The organism is Streptomyces sp. NPDC005070 (genome assembly GCF_053600395.1).
The window spans coordinates 51,251-70,956 of the sequence record NZ_JBSFZS010000007.1; the positions used below are offsets into that span (position 1 = coordinate 51,251).

19 protein-coding genes and 1 pseudogene are annotated in these 19,706 nt (G+C 73.3%); 18 read left to right on the top strand and 2 right to left on the bottom strand.

From position 1 onward, the window contains the following. Nucleotides 1–23 precede the first annotated feature (23 nt). Nucleotides 24–1,604: an oxidoreductase gene (locus ACWEBX_RS04385; protein ID WP_451883395.1), complete on the bottom strand. Its 1,581-nt coding sequence runs from the start codon at nucleotides 1,602–1,604 to the stop codon at nucleotides 24–26. A 174-nt stretch (nucleotides 1,605–1,778) separates the two neighbouring features. On the opposite strand from ACWEBX_RS04385, the gene hisD reads away from it, so the two are divergent. From hisD to ACWEBX_RS04450, 13 genes and pseudogenes are all read left to right on the top strand, one after another. Beyond that, on the top strand, nucleotides 1,779–3,176 hold the full coding sequence (gene hisD / locus ACWEBX_RS04390; protein ID WP_451883396.1) for a histidinol dehydrogenase: 1,398 nt from the start codon (nucleotides 1,779–1,781) through the stop codon (nucleotides 3,174–3,176). Further along, nucleotides 3,173–4,309 carry a histidinol-phosphate transaminase gene (locus ACWEBX_RS04395; RefSeq protein WP_451883397.1) on the top strand — a complete coding sequence of 379 codons (1,137 nt, stop codon included), beginning with the start codon at nucleotides 3,173–3,175 and terminating at the stop codon, nucleotides 4,307–4,309. The genes hisD and ACWEBX_RS04395 overlap by 4 nt, the downstream gene beginning before the upstream one ends. Next, complete coding sequence (hisB, locus tag ACWEBX_RS04400) at nucleotides 4,306–4,899, top strand: imidazoleglycerol-phosphate dehydratase HisB (protein ID WP_266757720.1); 594 nt, start codon at nucleotides 4,306–4,308, stop codon at nucleotides 4,897–4,899. Before ACWEBX_RS04395 ends, hisB begins: the two co-directional genes overlap by 4 nt. After that, nucleotides 4,896–5,060: a hypothetical protein gene (locus ACWEBX_RS04405; protein WP_326788335.1), complete on the top strand. Its 165-nt coding sequence runs from the start codon at nucleotides 4,896–4,898 to the stop codon at nucleotides 5,058–5,060. The genes hisB and ACWEBX_RS04405 overlap by 4 nt, the downstream gene beginning before the upstream one ends. Continuing rightward, nucleotides 5,051–5,698 carry an imidazole glycerol phosphate synthase subunit HisH gene (gene hisH / locus ACWEBX_RS04410; protein WP_451883398.1) on the top strand — a complete coding sequence of 216 codons (648 nt, stop codon included), beginning with the start codon at nucleotides 5,051–5,053 and terminating at the stop codon, nucleotides 5,696–5,698. The genes ACWEBX_RS04405 and hisH overlap by 10 nt, the downstream gene beginning before the upstream one ends. Further along, nucleotides 5,695–6,420: a bifunctional 1-(5-phosphoribosyl)-5-((5-phosphoribosylamino)methylideneamino)imidazole-4-carboxamide isomerase/phosphoribosylanthranilate isomerase PriA gene (priA, locus tag ACWEBX_RS04415; protein WP_451883399.1), complete on the top strand. Its 726-nt coding sequence runs from the start codon at nucleotides 5,695–5,697 to the stop codon at nucleotides 6,418–6,420. Before hisH ends, priA begins: the two co-directional genes overlap by 4 nt. Then, nucleotides 6,417–6,833 carry a RidA family protein gene (locus ACWEBX_RS04420; RefSeq protein ID WP_451883400.1) on the top strand — a complete coding sequence of 139 codons (417 nt, stop codon included), beginning with the start codon at nucleotides 6,417–6,419 and terminating at the stop codon, nucleotides 6,831–6,833. The genes priA and ACWEBX_RS04420 overlap by 4 nt, the downstream gene beginning before the upstream one ends. Further along, nucleotides 6,830–7,585, top strand: a complete 756-nt coding sequence (gene hisF, locus ACWEBX_RS04425; RefSeq protein WP_355760004.1) for an imidazole glycerol phosphate synthase subunit HisF — start codon at nucleotides 6,830–6,832, stop codon at nucleotides 7,583–7,585. The genes ACWEBX_RS04420 and hisF overlap by 4 nt, the downstream gene beginning before the upstream one ends. 517 nt (nucleotides 7,586–8,102) lie before the next feature. Further along, nucleotides 8,103–9,074, top strand: coding sequence for a bis(hydroxyethyl) terephthalate hydrolase (gene bdeA / locus ACWEBX_RS04430; RefSeq protein ID WP_451883401.1), 972 nt, complete (start codon nucleotides 8,103–8,105; stop codon nucleotides 9,072–9,074). 1,307 nt (nucleotides 9,075–10,381) lie between these two features. Then, a pseudogene (locus ACWEBX_RS04435) lies at nucleotides 10,382–11,569 on the top strand (helix-turn-helix transcriptional regulator); the annotation flags it as partial. A 112-nt stretch (nucleotides 11,570–11,681) separates the two neighbouring features. Then, nucleotides 11,682–13,163, top strand: a complete 1,482-nt coding sequence (locus ACWEBX_RS04440; RefSeq protein ID WP_451883402.1) for a PucR family transcriptional regulator — start codon at nucleotides 11,682–11,684, stop codon at nucleotides 13,161–13,163. Nucleotides 13,164–13,284: 121 nt separating this feature from the next. Then, nucleotides 13,285–13,872, top strand: coding sequence for an ArsR/SmtB family transcription factor (locus ACWEBX_RS04445; RefSeq protein ID WP_451883403.1), 588 nt, complete (start codon nucleotides 13,285–13,287; stop codon nucleotides 13,870–13,872). Nucleotides 13,873–13,909: 37 nt separating this feature from the next. Next, nucleotides 13,910–15,175 (top strand): MFS transporter, encoded by a 1,266-nt coding sequence (locus ACWEBX_RS04450; protein ID WP_451883404.1) that lies wholly within the window; start codon nucleotides 13,910–13,912, stop codon nucleotides 15,173–15,175. 57 nt (nucleotides 15,176–15,232) lie between these two features. On the opposite strand, the gene ACWEBX_RS04455 is transcribed toward ACWEBX_RS04450, so the two are convergent. Next, entirely contained in the window at nucleotides 15,233–15,868 is a 636-nt protein-coding gene (locus tag ACWEBX_RS04455) for a TIGR03085 family metal-binding protein (RefSeq protein WP_451883405.1), read from the bottom strand. 142 nt (nucleotides 15,869–16,010) lie between these two features. Here ACWEBX_RS04455 and hisI point away from each other — a divergent pair, with 142 nt between their 5' ends. The 5 genes from hisI to ACWEBX_RS04480 all read left to right on the top strand — a co-directional run bounded on the left by hisI (nucleotide 16,011) and on the right by ACWEBX_RS04480 (nucleotide 19,685). After that, nucleotides 16,011–16,424: a phosphoribosyl-AMP cyclohydrolase gene (hisI, locus tag ACWEBX_RS04460; RefSeq protein WP_451883406.1), complete on the top strand. Its 414-nt coding sequence runs from the start codon at nucleotides 16,011–16,013 to the stop codon at nucleotides 16,422–16,424. Nucleotides 16,425–16,435: 11 nt separating this feature from the next. Continuing rightward, nucleotides 16,436–17,938: an anthranilate synthase component I gene (locus ACWEBX_RS04465; protein WP_451883407.1), complete on the top strand. Its 1,503-nt coding sequence runs from the start codon at nucleotides 16,436–16,438 to the stop codon at nucleotides 17,936–17,938. Between the two features lie 146 nt (nucleotides 17,939–18,084). After that, nucleotides 18,085–18,738: a TIGR02234 family membrane protein gene (locus tag ACWEBX_RS04470; RefSeq protein WP_451883408.1), complete on the top strand. Its 654-nt coding sequence runs from the start codon at nucleotides 18,085–18,087 to the stop codon at nucleotides 18,736–18,738. Between the two features lie 159 nt (nucleotides 18,739–18,897). Further along, the gene (locus ACWEBX_RS04475) at nucleotides 18,898–19,143 is read left to right on the top strand and encodes an HGxxPAAW family protein (protein WP_451883409.1); all 246 of its coding nucleotides are present in this window, start codon (nucleotides 18,898–18,900) and stop codon (nucleotides 19,141–19,143) included. Nucleotides 19,144–19,235: 92 nt separating this feature from the next. Beyond that, nucleotides 19,236–19,685, top strand: coding sequence for a DUF2752 domain-containing protein (locus tag ACWEBX_RS04480; protein ID WP_451883410.1), 450 nt, complete (start codon nucleotides 19,236–19,238; stop codon nucleotides 19,683–19,685). The last annotated feature ends 21 nt before the right edge of the window (nucleotides 19,686–19,706 follow it).

Sequence of the window (19,706 nt, forward strand, 5' to 3'; positions counted from 1 at the left end):
GGCTGTGCGGCGACGGGGCGGCGTCAGCCGCGGCGCAGCAGCCGGGTGGCGCCGGCGGCCACCGTCGTCGCCAGGATCCAGCCGAGGAGAACCACCACCGCGGCCAGCCACTGCCAGCCGCCGCGCAGTTGCCAGAAGCCGGCCTGGCCCAGGTCGATGACCGGCAGCAGCAGATCCAGGGCGTAGAGCGAGGCGTTCCACGCGGGATGCCCGTCGGTGTTGACCGGCCGGTGATCGGCGTGCGCGAAGGCGACCGACGCCGCCGCCCACAGCACCGCCATCCACAGGGCGGCCCGGCCCGGACGGTACCCGTAGGCGACCGTCCAGTCCTGGGCGTAGCCCCAGAGCTTGGCGGCAGGCGGCAGGGTCTCGCGGCGGCGGCGCTGCTTGGCGAGCAGCACCTCGCGGGCGTCCTCGTCCTCACCGGAGTCGCGCAGCACGGCGGCGAGGCGCTCGTACGGCTCCGGGGCGTACTCGGCGGTGGCCGCCGCCACCCACTCCAGGCGCCGGGTCAGCGGGAAGGCGCCCTGCGGGACCAGGTTCTCGTACGTGAAACCGCCCATGTGCAGGCTGCCGGGCTCCGGCCAGCTCGACGCCCGGTCGACCAGGTTGACGATCCGCGCGCCGGACAGCACGACCTTGCCGCGTTCGGGCCGCTCGCCGAGGAAGCGCAGCTCGGGCGTCTGGACCCGCAGCAGCGACAGCCCCTGGTCGTCGTCGAAGGTGAAGCGGGCCCGGTCGAAGTCGACCGCGTCACCGAAGCGCCCGTCGTCCAGACGGATCCCGCCCTGGCACTCGAACCGCTGCACCAGGGTGCCGCGCGCCGGGGTGGTGCCGCTGGTCACCAGCGGATTGCCGAGGCCCGCGGGGGTCATGTAGAGCGTGCGGTTGACGGTGAGCTGGGGGGCGTTGAGGGCGAGCCGGGTGTACGGGTTGCGGAGCCTGCTGCCGCGCAGACTCAGCGACACGCCGACGGTGGCGCCGCGCAGACTGAGCTCGCCGTGCGACTCCAGCATCTCGGCCTGGAGGTCCTGTCCGACGGTCATGCCGTCGCCGGTGATCGACTGCCCGCGCCGGTCCCGGTAGACGACCGCCTGGTTGAGCAGCAGATCCGTGCCGATGTGCGCGTCGGTCAGCCGTACCCCGTTGTGGAAGTGGCAGCGCGGCAGATGCAGATCGCCCTCGGTGTGCAGCCGGGCCGCCTCCAGCCGGGGCACCGCGCAGTCCACCAGCCGCAGCGTGGTGAAGCGGGACTCCGGCAGCAGCACCTCCTTCTCGAACCGGCACCCCTTCAGCTCCACGTACGGCACCACCGTGCCGCCCGCGAGGTCGAGCACGCCGGTGATCCGGACGCCCGTCAGCTTCAGGGAGGCGACCCGGCCCTGGAGGGCGGGCGGCCCGTCGAGCAGCAGCCAGGCCACTATCCGGGCCCGGACACTGCGCTCGGGCCCCCAGGGATGGCCGCCGTGCGGATCGTCGACGGCCGTGTCCCCGCTGCGCAGGTCGTACACACTGCCGTTGCGGAAGGCCTGCCACATCCCCGCCTCGGCGGCGGTCAGCTCGTCCGGCAGGTCCCCGCTGCGCAGGCCGGCACCCTCGGTCACGGCATGTCACTTCCTCCCCTGCTACTCGCGGGTTCGTACGGTCCTGCAATGCCCGCTCAGTGACGGCGCGAACGCTCCTGGTGAAGGGGATCTTCCGCGGGAGGCGAAGGTGGCTTGTATCAGCCACTGATACAGGCGTCCGGCGCCCTGCCGCGGTCTGAGAGAATTGAGTCCGTGATCTCCCGAATCGATCTGCGCGGCGACGCCCTCCCCGAGGGCCCCGCCCTGCGCGACCTGCTGCCCCGAGCCGACTTCGACGTCTCGGCCGCCCTGGAGAAGGTGCGGCCGATCTGCGAGGCCGTGCATCATCGGGGCGACGCGGCGCTGATCGACTACGCGGAGAAGTTCGACGGAGTACGGCTCGAGTCCGTACGTGTTCCGGCCCAGGCCCTCGCCGACGCCCTGGAACACCTCGACCCGGACGTGCGCGCGGCCCTGGAGGAGTCGATCCGCCGGACCCGTCTCGTCCACCGCGCACAGCGCCGTACGACGCACACCACCCAGGTCGTGCCCGGCGGCTCGGTCACCGAGAAGTGGGTGCCGGTCGACCGGGTCGGGCTGTACGCGCCCGGCGGCCGCTCGGTGTACCCGTCGTCCGTGATCATGAACGTGGTCCCGGCCCAGGAGGCCGGGGTCGGCTCGATCGCGCTCGCCTCCCCGGCCCAGTCCGCGTTCGGCGGCCTGCCGCACCCGACGATCCTGGCCGCCTGCGCGCTGCTCGGCGTCGACGAGGTGTACGCGGCCGGCGGTGCCACGGCCGTCGCGATGTTCGCGTACGGCACGGAGTCCTGCCCCTCGGCCGACATGGTCACCGGCCCCGGCAACATCTGGGTCGCCGCGGCCAAGCGCTACTTCACCGGCAGGATCGGCATCGACGCCGAGGCCGGCCCGACCGAGATCGCGGTCCTCGCGGACGACACCGCCGACCCGGCGCACGTCGCCGCCGACCTGATCAGCCAGGCCGAGCACGACCCGCTCGCCGCCGCCGTCCTCGTCACCGACTCGCCGGCCCTCGCGGACGCGGTCGAGAAGGAACTGGAACCGCAGATCGCGGCCACCAAGCACATCGACGACCGGATCGTCCCGGCCCTGAGCGGCAGGCAGTCCGCGATCGTCCTCGTCGACGGCATCGACGAGGGCCTCAGGGTCGTCGACGCGTACGGCGCCGAGCACCTGGAGATCCAGACCGCCGACGCTGCCGCCGTCGCCGACCGGGTCAGGAACGCCGGAGCGATCTTCGTCGGCCCCTGGGCCCCGGTCTCGCTCGGCGACTACGCGGCGGGATCCAACCACGTCCTGCCCACCGGCGGCTGCGCCTGCCACTCCTCGGGCCTGTCCGTCCAGTCCTTCCTGCGCGGCATCCACATCGTCGACTACACGAAGGACGCGCTCGCCGACGTCGCCCATCACGTGGTGACGCTGGCGGAGGCGGAGGACCTGCCCGCGCACGGCGCGGCAGTGAAGGCACGTTTTGTCGGAGACGAACAAGTGTCGCGTGTCGGAGACGAACAAGTGTCGCGTGTCGGAGACGAACAAGTGTCGCGCGGCTGGAAGGTACCCGAGGGCAAGTGACAGGCATCGACGATCTCCCCGTACGGGACGAACTGCGCGGCAAGACCCCCTACGGCGCACCCCAGCTCGACGTCCCCGTACGCCTGAACACCAACGAGAACCCGTACCCGCTGCCCGAGCCGCTCGTCGAGCGGATCGCCGAGCGGGTCCGTGAGGCCGCCCGCGGACTCAACCGCTACCCCGACCGGGACGCGGTGGAGCTGCGCACCGGGCTGGCCGCCTATCTGACGAAGACCGGCAAGCACCCGGTCGGCGTCGAGAACGTCTGGGCCGCCAACGGCTCGAACGAGGTCATCCAGCAACTGCTCCAGACCTTCGGCGGCCCCGGCCGCAGCGCGATCGGCTTCGAACCGTCGTACTCGATGCACGCGCTCATCGCGCGCGGCACGGGCACGGCCTGGATCTCGGGCCCGCGCGCCGAGGACTTCACCATCGACCTCGTCGCCGCCGAGCGCGCCATCGCCGAGAACCGGCCGGACGTCGTCTTCGTCACCACCCCCAACAACCCCACCGGCAACGCGGTCCCGCCCGAGACGGTCCTCGCGCTGTACGAGGCCGCTCAGGCGGCGAAGCCGTCCATGGTCGTGGTCGACGAGGCCTACATCGAGTTCAGCCACGGCGACTCGCTGCTGCCCCTGCTCGAAGGACGGCCGAATCTCGTCGTCTCCCGGACGATGTCGAAGGCCTTCGGCGCGGCCGGACTGCGCCTCGGCTACCTCGCCGCCCACCCGGCGGTCGTGGACGCCGTCCAGCTCGTCCGGCTGCCGTACCACCTGTCGGCCGTGACGCAGGCGACCGCGCTGGCGGCCCTGGAGCACACCGACACCCTCCTCGGGTACGTGGAACAGCTCAAGGCCGAACGGGACCGGCTGGTCACCGAACTGCGCGCGATGGGCTGCGAGGTGACCGAGTCGGACGCGAACTTCGTGCAGTTCGGACGGTTCGCCGACACCCACGCGGCCTGGCAGAGGATCCTCGACCAGGGCGTCCTGGTCCGGGACAACGGCGTGCCGGGGTGGTTGCGGGTCTCCGCCGGAACCCCGAAGGAAAACGACGCGTTCCTCGACGCGGTACGTGAACTACTGGGCACTGCGGAGGACACCTCCGCACCCCCGAAGGAGCAGAGCGCATGAACCGCGTAGGACGCGTGGAGCGGGTGACGAAGGAGACGTCGGTCCTCGTCGAGATCGACCTCGACGGCTCCGGCAAGGTCGACGTGGCCACCGGCGTCGGCTTCTACGACCACATGCTCGACCAGCTCGGCCGGCACGGTCTGTTCGACCTCACCGTGAAGACCGAGGGCGACCTGCACATCGACTCGCACCACACGATCGAGGACACCGCCCTCGCCCTCGGCGCCGCCTTCAAGCAGGCCCTCGGCGACAAGGTCGGCATCTACCGCTTCGGCAACTGCACCGTCCCGCTGGACGAGTCGCTCGCCCAGGTGACCGTCGACCTGTCCGGCCGCCCCTACCTCGTGCACACCGAGCCCGAGAAGATGGCGCCGATGATCGGCGAGTACGACACGACGATGACCCGGCACATCCTGGAGTCCTTCGTCGCCCAGGCCCAGATCGCCCTGCACGTGCACGTCCCCTACGGACGCAACGCGCACCACATCGTGGAGTGCCAGTTCAAGGCACTGGCCCGGGCCCTGCGTTACGCCTCCGAGCGCGACCCCCGCGCAGCCGGCATCCTCCCCTCCACTAAGGGCGCACTGTGACAGGCCTTTCCAGCATTCTCATCGTCGTCGGTCTCTTCCTGGCCGGCGGCATCTACTCCTTCGTCAAGCAGGACATGCCGAGGAGCCTCGTCGTGCTGCTCTCCATCGGTGCCGCGATGTGCCTCGTCGCGGGCGTCATGCGGCTGGAGGTGTGGAGTTGAGCCCTTCCAGGAAGGTCGTCGTCTTCGACTACGGCTTCGGGAACGTCCGCTCCGCCGAGCGCGCCCTCGCCCGCACGGGCGCCGAGGTCGAGATCACCCGCGACTTCGACACCGCGATGAACGCCGACGGACTGCTGGTGCCGGGCGTCGGCGCCTTCGCCGCCTGCATGCAGGGCCTCAAGGAGGCGCGCGGCGACTGGATCATTGGCCGCCGGCTGTCCGGCGGACGCCCCGTCATGGGCATCTGCGTCGGCATGCAGATCCTCTTCACCCGCGGCATCGAGCACGGCGTGGAGACCGAGGGCCTGGACGAATGGCCGGGCACGGTCGGACCCCTGGAGGCCGACGTCGTGCCCCACATGGGCTGGAACACCGTCGACGCCCCGGAGGGCTCGGAGGCCTTCGCCGGCCTCGACGCGGACGCGCGGTTCTACTTCGTCCACTCCTACGCCGTCCACGACTGGTCGCTCGAAGTCGGCAATCCGCTGCTGCGCGCCCCCCTGGTCACCTGGTCCACGCACGGCAAGCCCTTCGTGGCGGCCGTCGAGAACGGCGCCCTGTGGGCCACCCAGTTCCACCCCGAGAAGTCCGGCGACGCCGGAGCCCAGCTCCTCTCCAACTGGATCGGAACACTGTGAGCAAGCTCGAACTCCTCCCCGCCGTCGACGTCCGCGACGCCCAGGCCGTCCGTCTCGTGCACGGCGAGTCCGGGACCGAGACCTCCTACGGTTCCCCCCTGGAGGCCGCGCTGGCCTGGCAGAGCGCCGGCGCCGAGTGGCTGCACCTCGTCGACCTGGACGCCGCGTTCGGCACCGGCGACAACCGCGCGCTGATCGCCGAGGTCGCCAAGGCGATGGACGTCAAGGTCGAGCTGTCCGGCGGCATCCGCGACGACGACACCCTCGCCGCCGCGCTCGCCACCGGCTGCACCCGCGTCAACCTGGGCACCGCCGCGCTGGAGACCCCCGACTGGGTCGCCAAGGTCATCGCCGAGCACGGCGACAAGATCGCCGTCGGCCTCGACGTCCGCGGCACGACCTTGCGCGGCCGCGGCTGGACCCGCGACGGCGGCGACCTCTACGAGACGCTGGCGCGCCTCGACTCCGAGGGCTGCGCCCGCTACGTGGTCACGGACATCGCCAAGGACGGCACGCTCCAGGGCCCGAACCTGGAGCTCCTGCGCAACGTGTGCGCGGCGACCGACCGCCCGGTGGTCGCCTCCGGCGGGGTGTCGTCGCTGGACGACCTGCGGGCCATCGCCGAACTCGTGCCGCTCGGCGTCGAGGGCTCCATCGTCGGCAAGGCCCTGTACGCCAAGGCGTTCACCCTCGAAGAGGCCCTGGCGGCGGTGGCCCGGTGAGCGCCGTCCGCCGCGTCACGACCGGCGCGCCCTGGGAGGAGGCCTTCGGGTACTCCCGAGCGGTGGAGCTGCCCAACGGCCTGGTGCTGGTGTCCGGCTGCACCTCCGTGGTCGACGGACAGATCGTCGATGGCGCCCCGTACGAGCAGGCCGTCAACTCCTTCGGCGCTGCGTTCGCGGCACTGGAGCAGCTCGGCCTGGGCCGTGACCACGTCGTCCGAACGCGTATGTACATCACCCATGCCCGGGACGTCGAGGATGTTGGACGCGCCCACAAGGAGCTGTTCGACGCCGTCCGCCCCGCCGCATCCATGATCATCGTCGAGGGTTTCGTGGACCCGCGTCTGGTGGTCGAGGTCGAGGTAGAGGCGTTCCGCGCAGACCACACGGAGCAGGGAGAAACGCGGTCATGACCCTGGCGGTCCGAGTGATTCCCTGCCTGGACGTGGACAACGGCCGGGTCGTCAAGGGCGTCAACTTCCAGAACCTGCGGGACGCGGGCGACCCCGTCGAGATGGCCAAGGTGTACGACGCCGAGGGCGCCGACGAGCTCACGTTCCTGGACATCACCGCGTCCTCTGGCAACCGTGAGACCACGTACGACGTGGTGCGCCGCACGGCCGAGCAGGTCTTCATCCCGCTGACGGTCGGCGGCGGTGTCCGCACCGCCGAGGACGTCGACAAGCTGCTGCGTGCCGGTGCCGACAAGGTCGGCGTCAACACGGCCGCCATCGCCCGCCCCGAGCTCATCCGCGAGATCGCGGAGCGGTTCGGGCGGCAGGTGCTCGTGCTGTCGGTGGACGCGCGCAGGACCGAGGGCGGTTCCTTCGAGGTGACCACCCACGGCGGCCGCCAGGGCACCGGCATCGACGCCGTCGAGTGGGCGCACCGGGCCGCCGAGCTGGGCGCGGGCGAGATCCTGCTCAACTCGATGGACGCCGACGGCACGAAGGACGGCTACGACATCGAGATGATCGAGGCCGTACGCAAGCACGTCACCGTTCCGCTGATCGCCAGCGGCGGCGCGGGCCGGCTCGACCACTTCCCGCCGGCCATCGGGGCGGGCGCCGACGCGGTGCTGGCCGCGTCCGTCTTCCACTTCGGCGACCTGCGGATCGGCGAGGTCAAGGAGACCCTGCGCGAGGCGGGACATCCCGTCCGCTGACGATCCTGGCCGGGGGCCTTCAACGGGGCCTCCGGTCGGCCGGACTCCCCTGGTGGCCGCCCCGGGCGGGTACAGCTCACGTCATGGCCCGCACCCGGCAGCCTTCGCTGCCGGGTGCGGGCCCTGGCCGTTTTCCTGGGCCGGTGGGGCCGGCGGGGCGGTGTTCTATGGGTCGGCGCGGTCATGCCGTGGGGCGGGCACGGTCGTGTTTCGCGGGGCGGGCGCCCTCGTGTCCCGGGGAGACGCGTTCGCGGGAAACGGGGCTCGTAGTGGGGCGATGAAGCCCCGTTCCGGGAAGTGAGGGAGAGGCGGGGGCGGCGAGGGTGGCGCGCACGGCTGGTGGTTCTGCCGATGTGCGGGACGGGGCCGGGGCGGACAGTTGCCACCGCAACCACGGAGACGGACCCCCGCCGTGACGTGGCGCGCGCCTTCCGGTACCCCGTGCCAGGGCGGCGCTCGGACCACGGCGCGGGGTCCGTACTCCCTCACCCCGCCTCACCGAGAGGACGCACCCACCGTGCAGCAGCCGAACCGCGCACTCCCCGTCGGACCCGAATCGTCCCCCCGCCGACCGCACCGGCCGGCCGGCCGTCTGGTGCGGGCCGGACTCGCGGTGCTCCTGGCCGCGGGCGGCCTCGTCGCCGCGCAGGCCACCGGGGCACAGGCCGTCGTCGCAGCACAGGCCGTCTCGGCGCAGGCCGCGGCGAACCCGTACGAGCGCGGCCCCGCTCCCACGAACGCCAGTATCGAGGCCTCCCGTGGTTCGTACGCCGTCTCCACCACCACCGTCTCCTCCCTGTCCGTGAGCGGCTTCGGCGGCGGCACCGTCTACTACCCGACCTCGACCGGCGACGGCACCTTCGGCGCGGTCGTCATCTCACCCGGGTACACCGCCTACCAGTCCTCCATCTCCTGGCTCGGGCCCCGGCTCGCCTCCCAGGGCTTCGTGGTGTTCACCATCGACACCCTCACCACCCTCGACCAGCCCGACAGCCGCGGCCGCCAGTTGCTGGCCGCGCTCGACTACCTGACCCAGAGCAGTTCCGTGCGGACCAGGATCGACAGCACCCGGCTCGGCGTCATGGGCCACTCGATGGGCGGTGGCGGCACACTGGAGGCCGCGAAGAGCCGTCCCTCGCTCCAGGCGGCGATCCCGCTCACCGGCTGGAACCTGGACACCACCTGGCCGGAGATCAAGACGCCGACACTGATCGTGGGAGCGGACGGCGACACGATCGCACCGGTCGCCACGCACTCCGAGCCCTTCTACGCGAGTCTGCCGAGCACGCTCGACAAGGCCTACCTGGAGCTCAGGGGTGCCACCCACTTCACGCCCAACAGCTCGAACACGACGATCGCGAAGTACAGCATCTCGTGGCTCAAGCGATTCATCGACAATGACACCCGCTACGAGCAGTTCCTCTGCCCGCTGCCCCAGGCCTCGCTGACGATCGCCGAGTACCGGGGCAACTGCCCGCACACCTCCTGACCCGCGCCGCACCGTCCGTTCCGCACAGTCCGTCCCGCACCGTCCGTCCGTGCGCGGGTGACGGCCGCCGATCCCGGTGGCCGTCACCCGCGTGCGTGCGCGTCCGGGGAACCGCGCCGCGGTCCTTGTGAGGGCGCACAAGCCTTGCCCGCCGGGCGTGGGACCGTGCCCAGCAGCGGCCGTGTCCGCGCAGGTCAGAGAGGGTTCCGTGCCCGCTCGGGCAAGCGAACGCGGGGCTTCCGCCGTTGTTTACGCAGAAGTAACGTGACGGCGTGACCGGAAACGCGACTGCGCGAATTTCCCTCGGGGCGCCGGCCCGGACCCCGTTACCGCCGCCCGGGGCGCCCCGCCCGCCCCGGGCTTGTTCCGCGCCCGCGGGGCTCGGGACGTCCGGCCCGATCGGGACGACGTGTCCGGCCCAGCCGGCCGACCCGGCCGACGCGTCGGCCACGCCCGCCGGGCTTGCCGGGCCTGTCGGCCCCGAGGAGACCGGTCCGGCCGAGGCCGGACTGGTGTTGCTGGTGGTGGCCGAGGGGGAGCGGGACGCGAGGGCCGACGGGGTGGATGCCTCCGTGGTTCTCCGGGCGGCCGAAGCCTGCGGCCTCGGGGCGGGTGTCCTCGATGCCGCCGAGGCCGCGGGGCACCTCCGGCTCGACGGAGGCCGTATCCGACTCCTCGATCCGGGCCTGGCCCGTACCGTTCACGCCACCGTCCCGCCCGCCCGTCGGCGCGCGGCGCACCGACTGCTGGCCGATGCCCACACCGGGGGCCCGAGCGCCCTGCCCGTCCTCTTCCACCGGGCCTCGGCGGCCGCCGCTCCCGCCCCGGGTCTCGGCGACGCGCTCGCCGCCGCGGCGCGGTCGCCGGACGGCCGGCCGACGCACGCGGAGCGCTCGGAGGCCTGGGCGAGGGCGGCCGGACTCGCCGTCGACCAGGGGCTGCGCGCCGTCCGTCTGGTCGACGCGGCCGACCAGGCCCGACTGGCCGGACTGCCGCACCGTGCGCGGGAGCTGCTCGTCCGGGCCGGGCGCGAGCGTCCGGCCGGCGCCGTGCGTGGCGCGGCCCAACTGGTGAGCGGGCTGCTCGCGCTCCAGGACGGCCCGGTCGCCGACGCCCGCGACGTACTGCTACTGGCCGCCGAGTCACTGGACCCGGCCGACGTGCGCCGCGCCCTGGCCGCCCGGCTCGCCGCCGTCGAGGCGTCCTGGGTGACGGGAGACGCGGCGGCCTGCGCGGAAGCCCTGGACCAGGGTCCGGCACAGCCGGGATCCGACCCGTGGCTCGCCGCGTACCGGGCGGGGATGTCCGCGGTGATGCGCGGCCGCCTGGACTCCGGCCGGCAGCCCTTGCGGGAGGTGGTGGCCGGGGCGGGGGCCGCGGCCGGGGTCCACGACGGCCCGGAGACCCTGCTCCGGGCCGGGAGCGCCGCCCTCGTCGTCGGGGACCTCGCCGCCGCCGCTCGCGCCAACTCCCGCGCCCTCGCCGTCGCCAGGGCCACAGGCCCGTACATCCTGGTCGCCCAGGCGCTGGAACGGCTGGCCTACGGAGAGCTGCGGGCCGGCCGTCACGCCCGTGCCCGCGCCCACGCCGAGGACGGCCTGCGCACGGCACTCGGTGCCGGCCAGGACAACCTCGCGGCGCACCACCACGCGATCCTCGCCCTGGTGGCGTCCGTGGAGGGCTCCCCGGAGACCGTCGCGGAGCACGCCGCGGCCGCCGAACGCGTCGCCGCGGCCCACGGTCTCGCGCAGGCGGCCACGCTGTCCCAGTGGGCGCGGGCCCGCGCCGATCTGGCCCGCGGCCGGCTCCCCGAGGCCGCGGCTCGGCTCGGCCCCCTGGTCGGTGCCGGCCCGCGCCGCGGTCACTTCGCGATACGGATGCTCGCCGTCCCCTGCTTCGTGGAGGCGGCGGCCCGCACGGGACAGACGGAGGCCGCCCGGTCGGCGGTCGCCGCGTTCGCCCGCTGGTCCGAGCAGGGCTCGGATCCCCAGGCCCCGGCCCAACTGGCGCGCTGCCGGGCGTTGCTGAGTGGCCCCGAGGAGTGCGAGGCGCTGTTCGCCGCCGCGCTGGTCCGGCACGACGAGGTGGCCGGGGACTTCGAGCGCGGCCGCACCCAACTTCTCTACGGGGCCTGGCTGCGGCGGCGGCGCAGGCCCGGTGAGGCGCGGGGCCGGCTGCGGGACGCGCTGGTGTCCTTCGAGCGCGGCGGGGCGCTCGGCTGGGCCGCGCAGGCGCGGGCGGAACTGCGGGCCACCGGGGACGCCGGACCCGGTGAACCGGCCGGTCCGCTCACGCTTCTGACGCCCCAGCAGCTCCGGATCGCCCGGTGTGTCGCGGAGGGGGCCACCAATCGGGAAGTCGCGCTGCGCCTGTCCGTGAGCCCCCGCACCGTGGACCACCACCTGCGAAATGTCTTCGCCGCGCTGGGGGTCCGCTCCCGCGTCGAGCTGTCCCGACTGGTGGACCGGGCCGAGAAGACCACCGCACACCCCTAGGTACCGACCGGGCGGTATGTCATCCTGCGGGATCAGGAGGTCCGGGCCACCCGTGTGCCGCGCGTCGGCCGAGCGGGCGTCCCGACCGAGCCGACCCCGGTGGAGGACAGCGATGCAGCACCTCGTACCCGCCCACGTCCGGTCCCAGCCCGGGCCCCGGCCCCCGGCCGCCCGCCCGGCCGTCGACGCGGAGGCGCTCTCGGTGCTGCACCGCGCCGCCCGGGCGCTCATCGCGGGGCTGCCCGAACTGTCCGAACGCCTGGTGGACCTCCTGGTGGCGCGTGAACCCGCGTACCGCGCGGCCATGGAGACGGACGCGGAGAGCGTTCGCGACGAGGTGCGGCGCTCGCTGCGGCTCAACGTCGGTTCCCTGATCCAGCCCGGTGAACTGCGCGAGGCCGCCCACCGCTGCTCCTGGGCCATCGGCAGGGCCCGTGCCGAACGCGGCCTTCCGCTGGACGCGTTGCTGCGCGCCTTCCGGCTGGGCGGCGGCATGATCTGGCAGGAGCTCGTCGACGAGACGACCCGCCGCCATCCCTCCGACGCGCGCCTGCTCGTACATGTGGCCGCCGACGTCTGGAACTTCGTCGACGACCACTGCGCCGTGGTCACCGACGCCTACCGCCAGACCGAGCGCGAGCTGATGTGGCGCAGGGAGAACCGGCTGCGGCTGATGACGGCCGCGCTCCTCGACGGCACCGCCCGGATCACCGATCTGCCGGCCACCGCCGCCGCCCTGGGGCTTCCCGAACAGGGCCGGTACGCGGTCGTGCTGGTCCGGCTGCCCGCCGGCCGGGCGTTCTCGGACGTACGCGGTCAGGTGGGCCTCTCCGGCCTGCGGATCCTCTGGTACCGCGACCGCGACCGCGACGCCGAGGGCACCTACGGCATCGTCCTGCTCGGCGACCGCCCTCACGACGGGGGCCGGCCCGGCCGCGGCCACGACGACGGCCTCCTCGACGCGGGCCCCGGGCCGGCGTCCGCCCCGGTGACGGTGACGGGGACGTGTCCGGACGGCGCGGGCCGGGCGTCCGGCGCGGACCGGACGAACGGCGCGGACCGCGCGGACGGTGTGGACCGCGCGGACGGCCGGGGCGGCGAGCGCCCCGGAACGCACGGGCGCGGCCTGGACGCCGGGGAGATCGCCCGCCGGCTGACCGCCCCACCGCCGGCGCGGGTCGGAGTGAGCCCGGTCGTGGAGGGGCTCACGGCGATCGGCGACGCCCGCCGCCTCGCCGACACGGCGCTGCGGGCCTGCCCGCGCTCCGGCGGAACCGTCGTCCTGGAGGAGCACCTGCCCGCCGCGCTCGTCGTCTCCGCGCCGGTCCTCGGCGCGGCACTCTCCGAGCGGGTCCTCGGGCCGCTGCTGCGCCTGGACCTGTCCGACCGGGACATCATGCTGGACACGCTGACCGTCTGGCTCGACTGCGACGGTTCCGCCCAGCGGGCCGCGGGCCGCCTCTACTGCCACCGCAACACGGTCCTGAACCGGCTGCGCCGCTGCGAACAGCTCACCGGCCGCTCCCTGACCCGGCCGGCGGACGTGGTCGAGCTGTCGCTGGCCCTGGCGGCGCATTCACTGCTCGATCCGTGAGGGTTCCTTCTCCGGAGGTGCGGGGCTCCCTTTCCAGAGGTGCGAAGTTCCCTCGGAGACGCGAAAGAAAAGTTGCGCAATATTGGTTGCGCAACTTTTCTTTCGTATCTACGGTGAGGGTATGACACGCAAGGAAGGCCGCCGGATCACGGACATGGGCGCGCTCAAGGCGATCGCCCATCCGCTGCGCATGCAGCTCTACCGCGCCTTGCACATCGCGGGTGCCGCAACCGCCTCCCAACTGGGGGAGCAGGTCGACGAGGCGCCCTCGCTCGTCAGCTACCACCTGCGCAAACTCGCCGAGCACGGGCTGATCGAGGAGGCGGAGCCGCGCAGCGGGGACGGCCGTGAGCGCTGGTGGCAGCCCGCGTCGGAGGGGTTGAGCGTCCACGACGAGGACTTCCGGAACGCACCGGAGACGTTCGCCGCCCACACCGCGTTCGCGCGGCTCCTCGTCGACCAGCGCGCCGACCTCTACCGGCGCTATCTGGACGAGCGGCACGCCTGGGGCGCCGAATGGGCCGGCGCGTCCTCCGACACCGAGTCCACCCTGCGTCTGACGCCGGCCGAACTGACCGAACTCAACCAGGAGTTGCTCGCCGTCATCCGGAAGTACGACGAGGCGGGCCGCGCGGACGAAGCGGCCGGTGACACCGAAGGACGCGAGAACGTCGCGCTGCACGTGTACGGATTCCCGTTCCGTGTCTGACCCCGAGAGCACGTCCGCCCCGAAAGGACCCGGCCCCGTGACCGCGACCGTCATACCCGGCCCCGCCCGGACCGCCGCGCACGCTCCCGGCAAGGCCGCCCACCGCGACGGCAACGTCCTGCGCTGGCTCGGTGCCTACACCTCGTCGATGATCGGCGACAACGTCTACTACATCGCGTTGTCCTGGGCCGCCGTCCAGGCCGGCACCCCTTCCCAGGCCGGGCTCGTGATGTCCGTCAGCGCCGTACCGCGGGCCCTGCTGATGCTGGGCGGGGGAGTGGTCGCCGACCGGTTCGGGCCGCGGAAGGTCGTCATCGGCAGTGACGCGGTGCGCTGCGCGACCGTGCTGGCGCTCGCCGCGCTGCTCTTCGCGACCAGCCCGGGGCTGTGGCTGCTGGGCCTGGCCGCCGTCGTCTTCGGCGTCGTCGACGCCGTGTTCATGCCCGCCGTGGGTGCCCTCCCCGCCCGTGTCACCGGCCGCGACCAGCTCGCCCGGGTGCAGGGCATGCGGGGTCTCGCCATGCGCTCCGCCAATGTGCTGGGCGCCCCGCTCGGGGGCCTCGCCGTCGCCCTCGGCGGTGCGGCCACCGCGTTCGCGCTGGCCGGCCTGCTCATCGCCGTGTCGGTGCCGCTGCTGGTCTCCGTACGCATGCGGGAACTCACCCCGGACGACGAGGCGGACGAGGCCGGCCGCACCGCCTGGCACGACCTCCGCGACGGTCTGTGCTACATCCGCGGCCACCACGTCCTCGCCCCGCTCATCGCGGTCATCGCCCTGGGTGACCTCGGCTTCGTGGGACCGTTCAACGTCGGGCTGACCCTGCTCGCCGACCGGCGCGGCTGGGGCGCGTCCGGGATGGGCTGGGTGATCGCCGCGTTCGGCACCGGCGCCGGAGCCGCGGCGCTGCTGCTGACCCTGCGCGGACGGCTCCCGCGCGCGGGCACCGTCGCCGCCGTGGCCATCCTCGGCGGTTCCGTGGCCATCGGCGCGCTCGCCTTCGTGCCGGGCGTCGCCGGGGCCGTCGGTGTCGCCCTCGTCGTCGGGCTGCTCGCCGGGCTCAGCGGCGCCCTGTGCGGAGCGCTGATCCAGACCCAGTCCGACCCCGCCTACCTGGGCCGGGTCAGCGCCGTCGCCGGCATCGTCAGCCTCGGACTCGCGCCGCTCAGCATGCCGGTGACCGCCGCCGCGATCGGCTGGTGGGGGACCGGCCCGGTCTTCGTCACCAGCGCCGTCGTGTGCGGCCTCGGCGGGGTCCTCGCCCTGTGCGTACGAGACCTGCGACGCGCCGAACTGCCCCGCTGACCGCCGGTCCCGTCCCGGCGGGCTCCGGATCCCTGGATCCCGAGCTGCTTCGCGTCCCTAGATCCCGAGCTGCTTCGCCTCATGGAGCTTGGTGATCGCGTCCTTGTCGCCGTCCAGCTCGACGTCCGCCACGCCCTGCCGGCCGAACGCGAACAGCAGCAGCTCCGAGGGCTCGCCCGTCACCGTCACCACCGGTGTCGCCTTGTTCAGCACCGTCGTCTGGCCGTTCGGGCGGCGCAGCACCACGCCCGTGGGAACGCCGCGGCCCATCAGCCGGGCCGTGCGGTCCAGGCGCGACCACAGGGCCTCCTGGAACACCGTGTCCAGCTCGCGCGGCGTCCAGTCCGGCTGCGCGCGCCGCACGTCCTCGGTGTGGACGTAGAACTCCACCACGTTCGACGCCTCGTCCAACTGCTTCAGGGTGAAAGGCGAGAATCGCGGCGGCCCCGTACGGATGAGCTGGATCAACTCCTCGTACGGCTTGCCGGCGAACTCCGTCATCACCCGCTCCAGCCGGGGCGCGAGCTGTTTGACGACGAGACCGCCCGCGGCGTCGGGGCGGCGCTCGCGCACCACCACGTGCGCGGCGAGGTCCCGGGCGTTCCAGCCCTCGCACAGCGTCGGGGCGTCCGGTCCCACGGCTTCCAACAGATCGGCCAGGAGGAGCCGTTCGCGCTTCGCATGGGTCGACATGCCTGCCAGCCTACGACCGGGCGGCCGCCCCGCCCAGTGGAGAGCGCGCCACGACCGGCCGGGTCCCACCTGTGGACGAACGCGAGGTCCGGCCTGTGGACAACGGACGGGCGGGAGCGCCCGGCGCGGCACAATGGCACCCATGACCAGCACGCCTCCCGCCAGCAGTCTGGACCCCGAGATCGCCGCCCGCCTCAAGCGCAGCGCCGACGGACTCGTCCCCGCCATCGCCCAGCAGTACGACACCGGTGAGGTGCTGATGCTCGGCTGGATGGACGACGAGGCGCTGCACCGCACCCTCACCACCGGCCGCTGCACCTACTGGTCGCGCAGCCGCCGGGAGTACTGGGTCAAGGGCGACACCTCCGGCCACTTCCAGCACGTCAGATCCGTGGCCCTGGACTGCGACGCGGACACCCTGCTGGTGCGTGTCGACCAGGTGGGCGCCGCCTGCCACACCGGCGCCCGCACCTGCTTCGACGCGGATGTGCTGCTCAAGGACGCCGGCGACAGGGCCGAGGACGCCGATTCCGGCGCACCGGCCCGGAATCAGTAGGGTCAGCCGCCATGGACCTCGAGACGTTCCGCAAGCTGGCCACCGACCGCCGTGTCATCCCCGTCAGCCGCAAACTGCTCGCGGACGGCGACACGCCGGTCGCGCTCTACCGCAAGCTGGCCGCCGAGCGCCCCGGCACGTTCCTGCTCGAATCCGCGGAGAACGGCCGGACCTCCCTGTCCTGGTCCCGCTACTCCTTCGTCGGTGTCCGCTCCGCCGCGACGCTCACCGAGCGCGACGGACAGGCGCACTGGCTCGGCACCCCGCCCGTCGGCGTCCCCGTCGACGGCGACCCGCTCGCGGCCCTGCGCGCCACCATCGAGGCGCTGCACACCCCGCAGGGCGAGGGACTGCCGCCCTTCACCGGCGGCATGGTCGGCTATCTGGGCTACGACATCGTGCGCCGCCTGGAGAAGATCGGCCCCGGCGAGCGGGACGACCTGAAGCTGCCCGAGCTGACGATGCTGCTCACCAGCGACCTCGCCGTCCTGGACCACTGGGACGGCTCGGTCCAGCTCATCGCCAACGCGATCAACCACAACGACCTGGACACGGGCGTCGACGAGGCGTACGCGGACGCCGTCGCCCGCCTCGACGCCATGGAAGCCGACCTCTCCCGGCCGGTGTCCCAGCCGCCCGCCGCGCTCCCGCCCTCCGAACTCCCCGAGTACACCGCGCTCTGGGGCGGCCCCGACTTCCAGGACGCCGTCGAGGACATCAAGGAGCGCATCCGGGCCGGCGAGGCCTTCCAGGTCGTCCCCTCCCAGCGCTTCGAAACCCCCTGCACGGCCAGCGCGTTGGACGTCTACCGCGTCCTGCGGGCGACCAACCCCTCGCCGTACATGTACCTGTTCCGCTTCGACGGCTTCGACGTCGTCGGCTCCTCCCCGGAGGCCCTGGTCAAGGTCGAGGGCGGACAGGCCATGGTGCACCCCATCGCCGGCACCCGGCCGCGCGGCGCGACCGTCCAGGACGACCAGGCCCTCGCCGACGAGCTGCTCGCCGACCCCAAGGAGCGCGCCGAGCACCTCATGCTCGTCGACCTCGGGCGCAACGACCTCGGACGGGTCTGCGAGCCCGGCTCCGTCGAGGTCGTCGACTTCATGTCCATCGAGCGGTACTCGCACGTGATGCACATCGTCTCCACGGTGACCGGCCGGGTCGCCGCCGGCCGTACGGCCTTCGACGTGCTCACCGCCTGCTTCCCCGCCGGAACGCTCTCCGGAGCGCCCAAGCCGCGCGCGATGCAGATCATCGACGAACTGGAACCGTCCCGGCGCGGGTTGTACGGCGGTTGCGTCGGCTACCTCGACTTCGCGGGCGACTCCGACACCGCCATCGCCATCCGTACGGCCCTGCTGCGCGACGGCACGGCCTACGTCCAGGCCGGCGCGGGCATCGTCGCCGACTCGGTCCCGGCGGCCGAGGACGACGAGTGCCGCAACAAGGCGGCGGCGGTGTTGCGAGCGGTCCACACCGCCAACCGCCTCGGCCGCCAGGCCGTGTCCGCCTAGGCCCGACCTACACGGCGAGTGGCCTCGGGCGGGGCCGGTCCGGGGCCGTACGACCCGTGCGAACCGCTCCCGAACAGCCCGAACAGCCCGAATAGGACGAGGCTCACGCAACCCCGACTGACGGTTCGCCCGGGGTTCAGGCGATAGTGGGGTCTGTGACTGCTGTACCTCACCCCCGAACCGAAGCCGCGGGACCCGCCCGGTCCGGCCGCCGCAGCCTTGCCGTGACCCTGCTGAGCGGCGCGCTCGGCGCGGCCGTCGCCCTGCTCGCCAGCCGGCAGAGCTGGGGGCGGGGGACCGCGACCGTGGCCGGCGGCGACTTCCCGCTGACCGTCAAGGGCAGCGACGTCACGGGTGTGCCCGCGGCGCTCGCGATAGTCGGCCTCGCCGCGCTCGTCGCCGTCTTCGCCGTCCGCCGCTCCGGCCGCCTCCTGGTCTCCGCGCTCCTCGCGCTCTCCGGCGCGGGCATCGCCGTCGCCTCCGTCCTCGGCGCGAGCGACAGCTCCGCCCTCGACGAGCGGGCCGCCTCCGCCTCCGGCAACACCGCCGCCACCGCGGCCGGGCTCAGCCACACCGCCTGGCCGTACGTGGCCGCGGCGGCCGGCGCGCTCATCCTGCTGGCCGGGCTGCTCGCGCTGCGCCACGGCCGCTCCTGGCCCGCCATGTCCGGCCGCTACGAGCGGGACGGCAGGCCCCGGCCCCGCAAGGCCAAGCCGGTCGACCCGGACCGCCCCGAGGACCTCTGGAAGGCCCTCGACCGCGGCGAGGACCCCACCGGCCCCGACCCGGACACCCCCTAGGCCACGTTCGGGGACGTCCCCGCGTCCGGGTCCTCCGCCGTGAGCGGCCCGGACCGGCACGCGCGGGGGTGACCCCCCGCTCACGGCGGACCCGTGCGTACGGGACAATGGGCGGTGAGCGTCCGACTCACGCACGCATACAGCAACGAGGAGCAAGTCATGGCGGGCAGCAGCCACGGTCACACCCCGGCCGCCTGGACCGGTGTCATCATCGCCTTCATCGGTTTCTGCGTCGCGGGTGCCTTCATGGTCAAGGCCGAACCGCTGGGCTTCTGGGCCGGCATGGTCGTCGTCGCCCTCGGCGGTGTCGTGGGCGTGGTCATGCGGAGCATGGGCCTCGGCCAGCCGAAGGCCGCCCCGCACCCCGCGAACACGGCGCGCTCGACCGTGGGCGCCGACGCCTGACCCACTGAGGCTGTACGGAAGGCGGACCCGGCGATTCGCCGGGGCCGCCTTCCTCGTACCCGGGCGAGCGCCCGGCCCGCGCGAGAGGCAGAATGCGTCGCGTGAACGCCGAAACCCAGAGGGTGACGCGGACCGGGCCGGACGCGGGTGTGCTGCGGCGGCTGGCCGTTCCGGGCGGGCTGCTCGCGGCCGTCGCGGGGGCCTTCGCGTACGTCGGGGCCGTCGACCCCAACGAGCCCGGCCACTACCCCGTCTGCCCGCTGCTGCGCCTCACGGGCGTGTACTGCCCCGGCTGCGGCGGTCTGCGCAGCGCGCACGCCTTCGCGCACGGGGACCTCGCCACGGCGCTCACGGACAACGCGCTCGCCGTCGGCGGGTACCTGGCCTTCGCGGTGCTGTGGGCCGTCTGGGTGATCCGCATCGTGCTCGGACGGCCCACCCGGCTCGACCTCGGACCCGTCCACCTCTGGAGCCTGGGCGCGTTGACGCTGGTCTTCACCGTTGTCCGGAATCTTCCCTCCGGCGGCTGGCTGCACCCTTGATCAAATGACAAATGTCCAGGT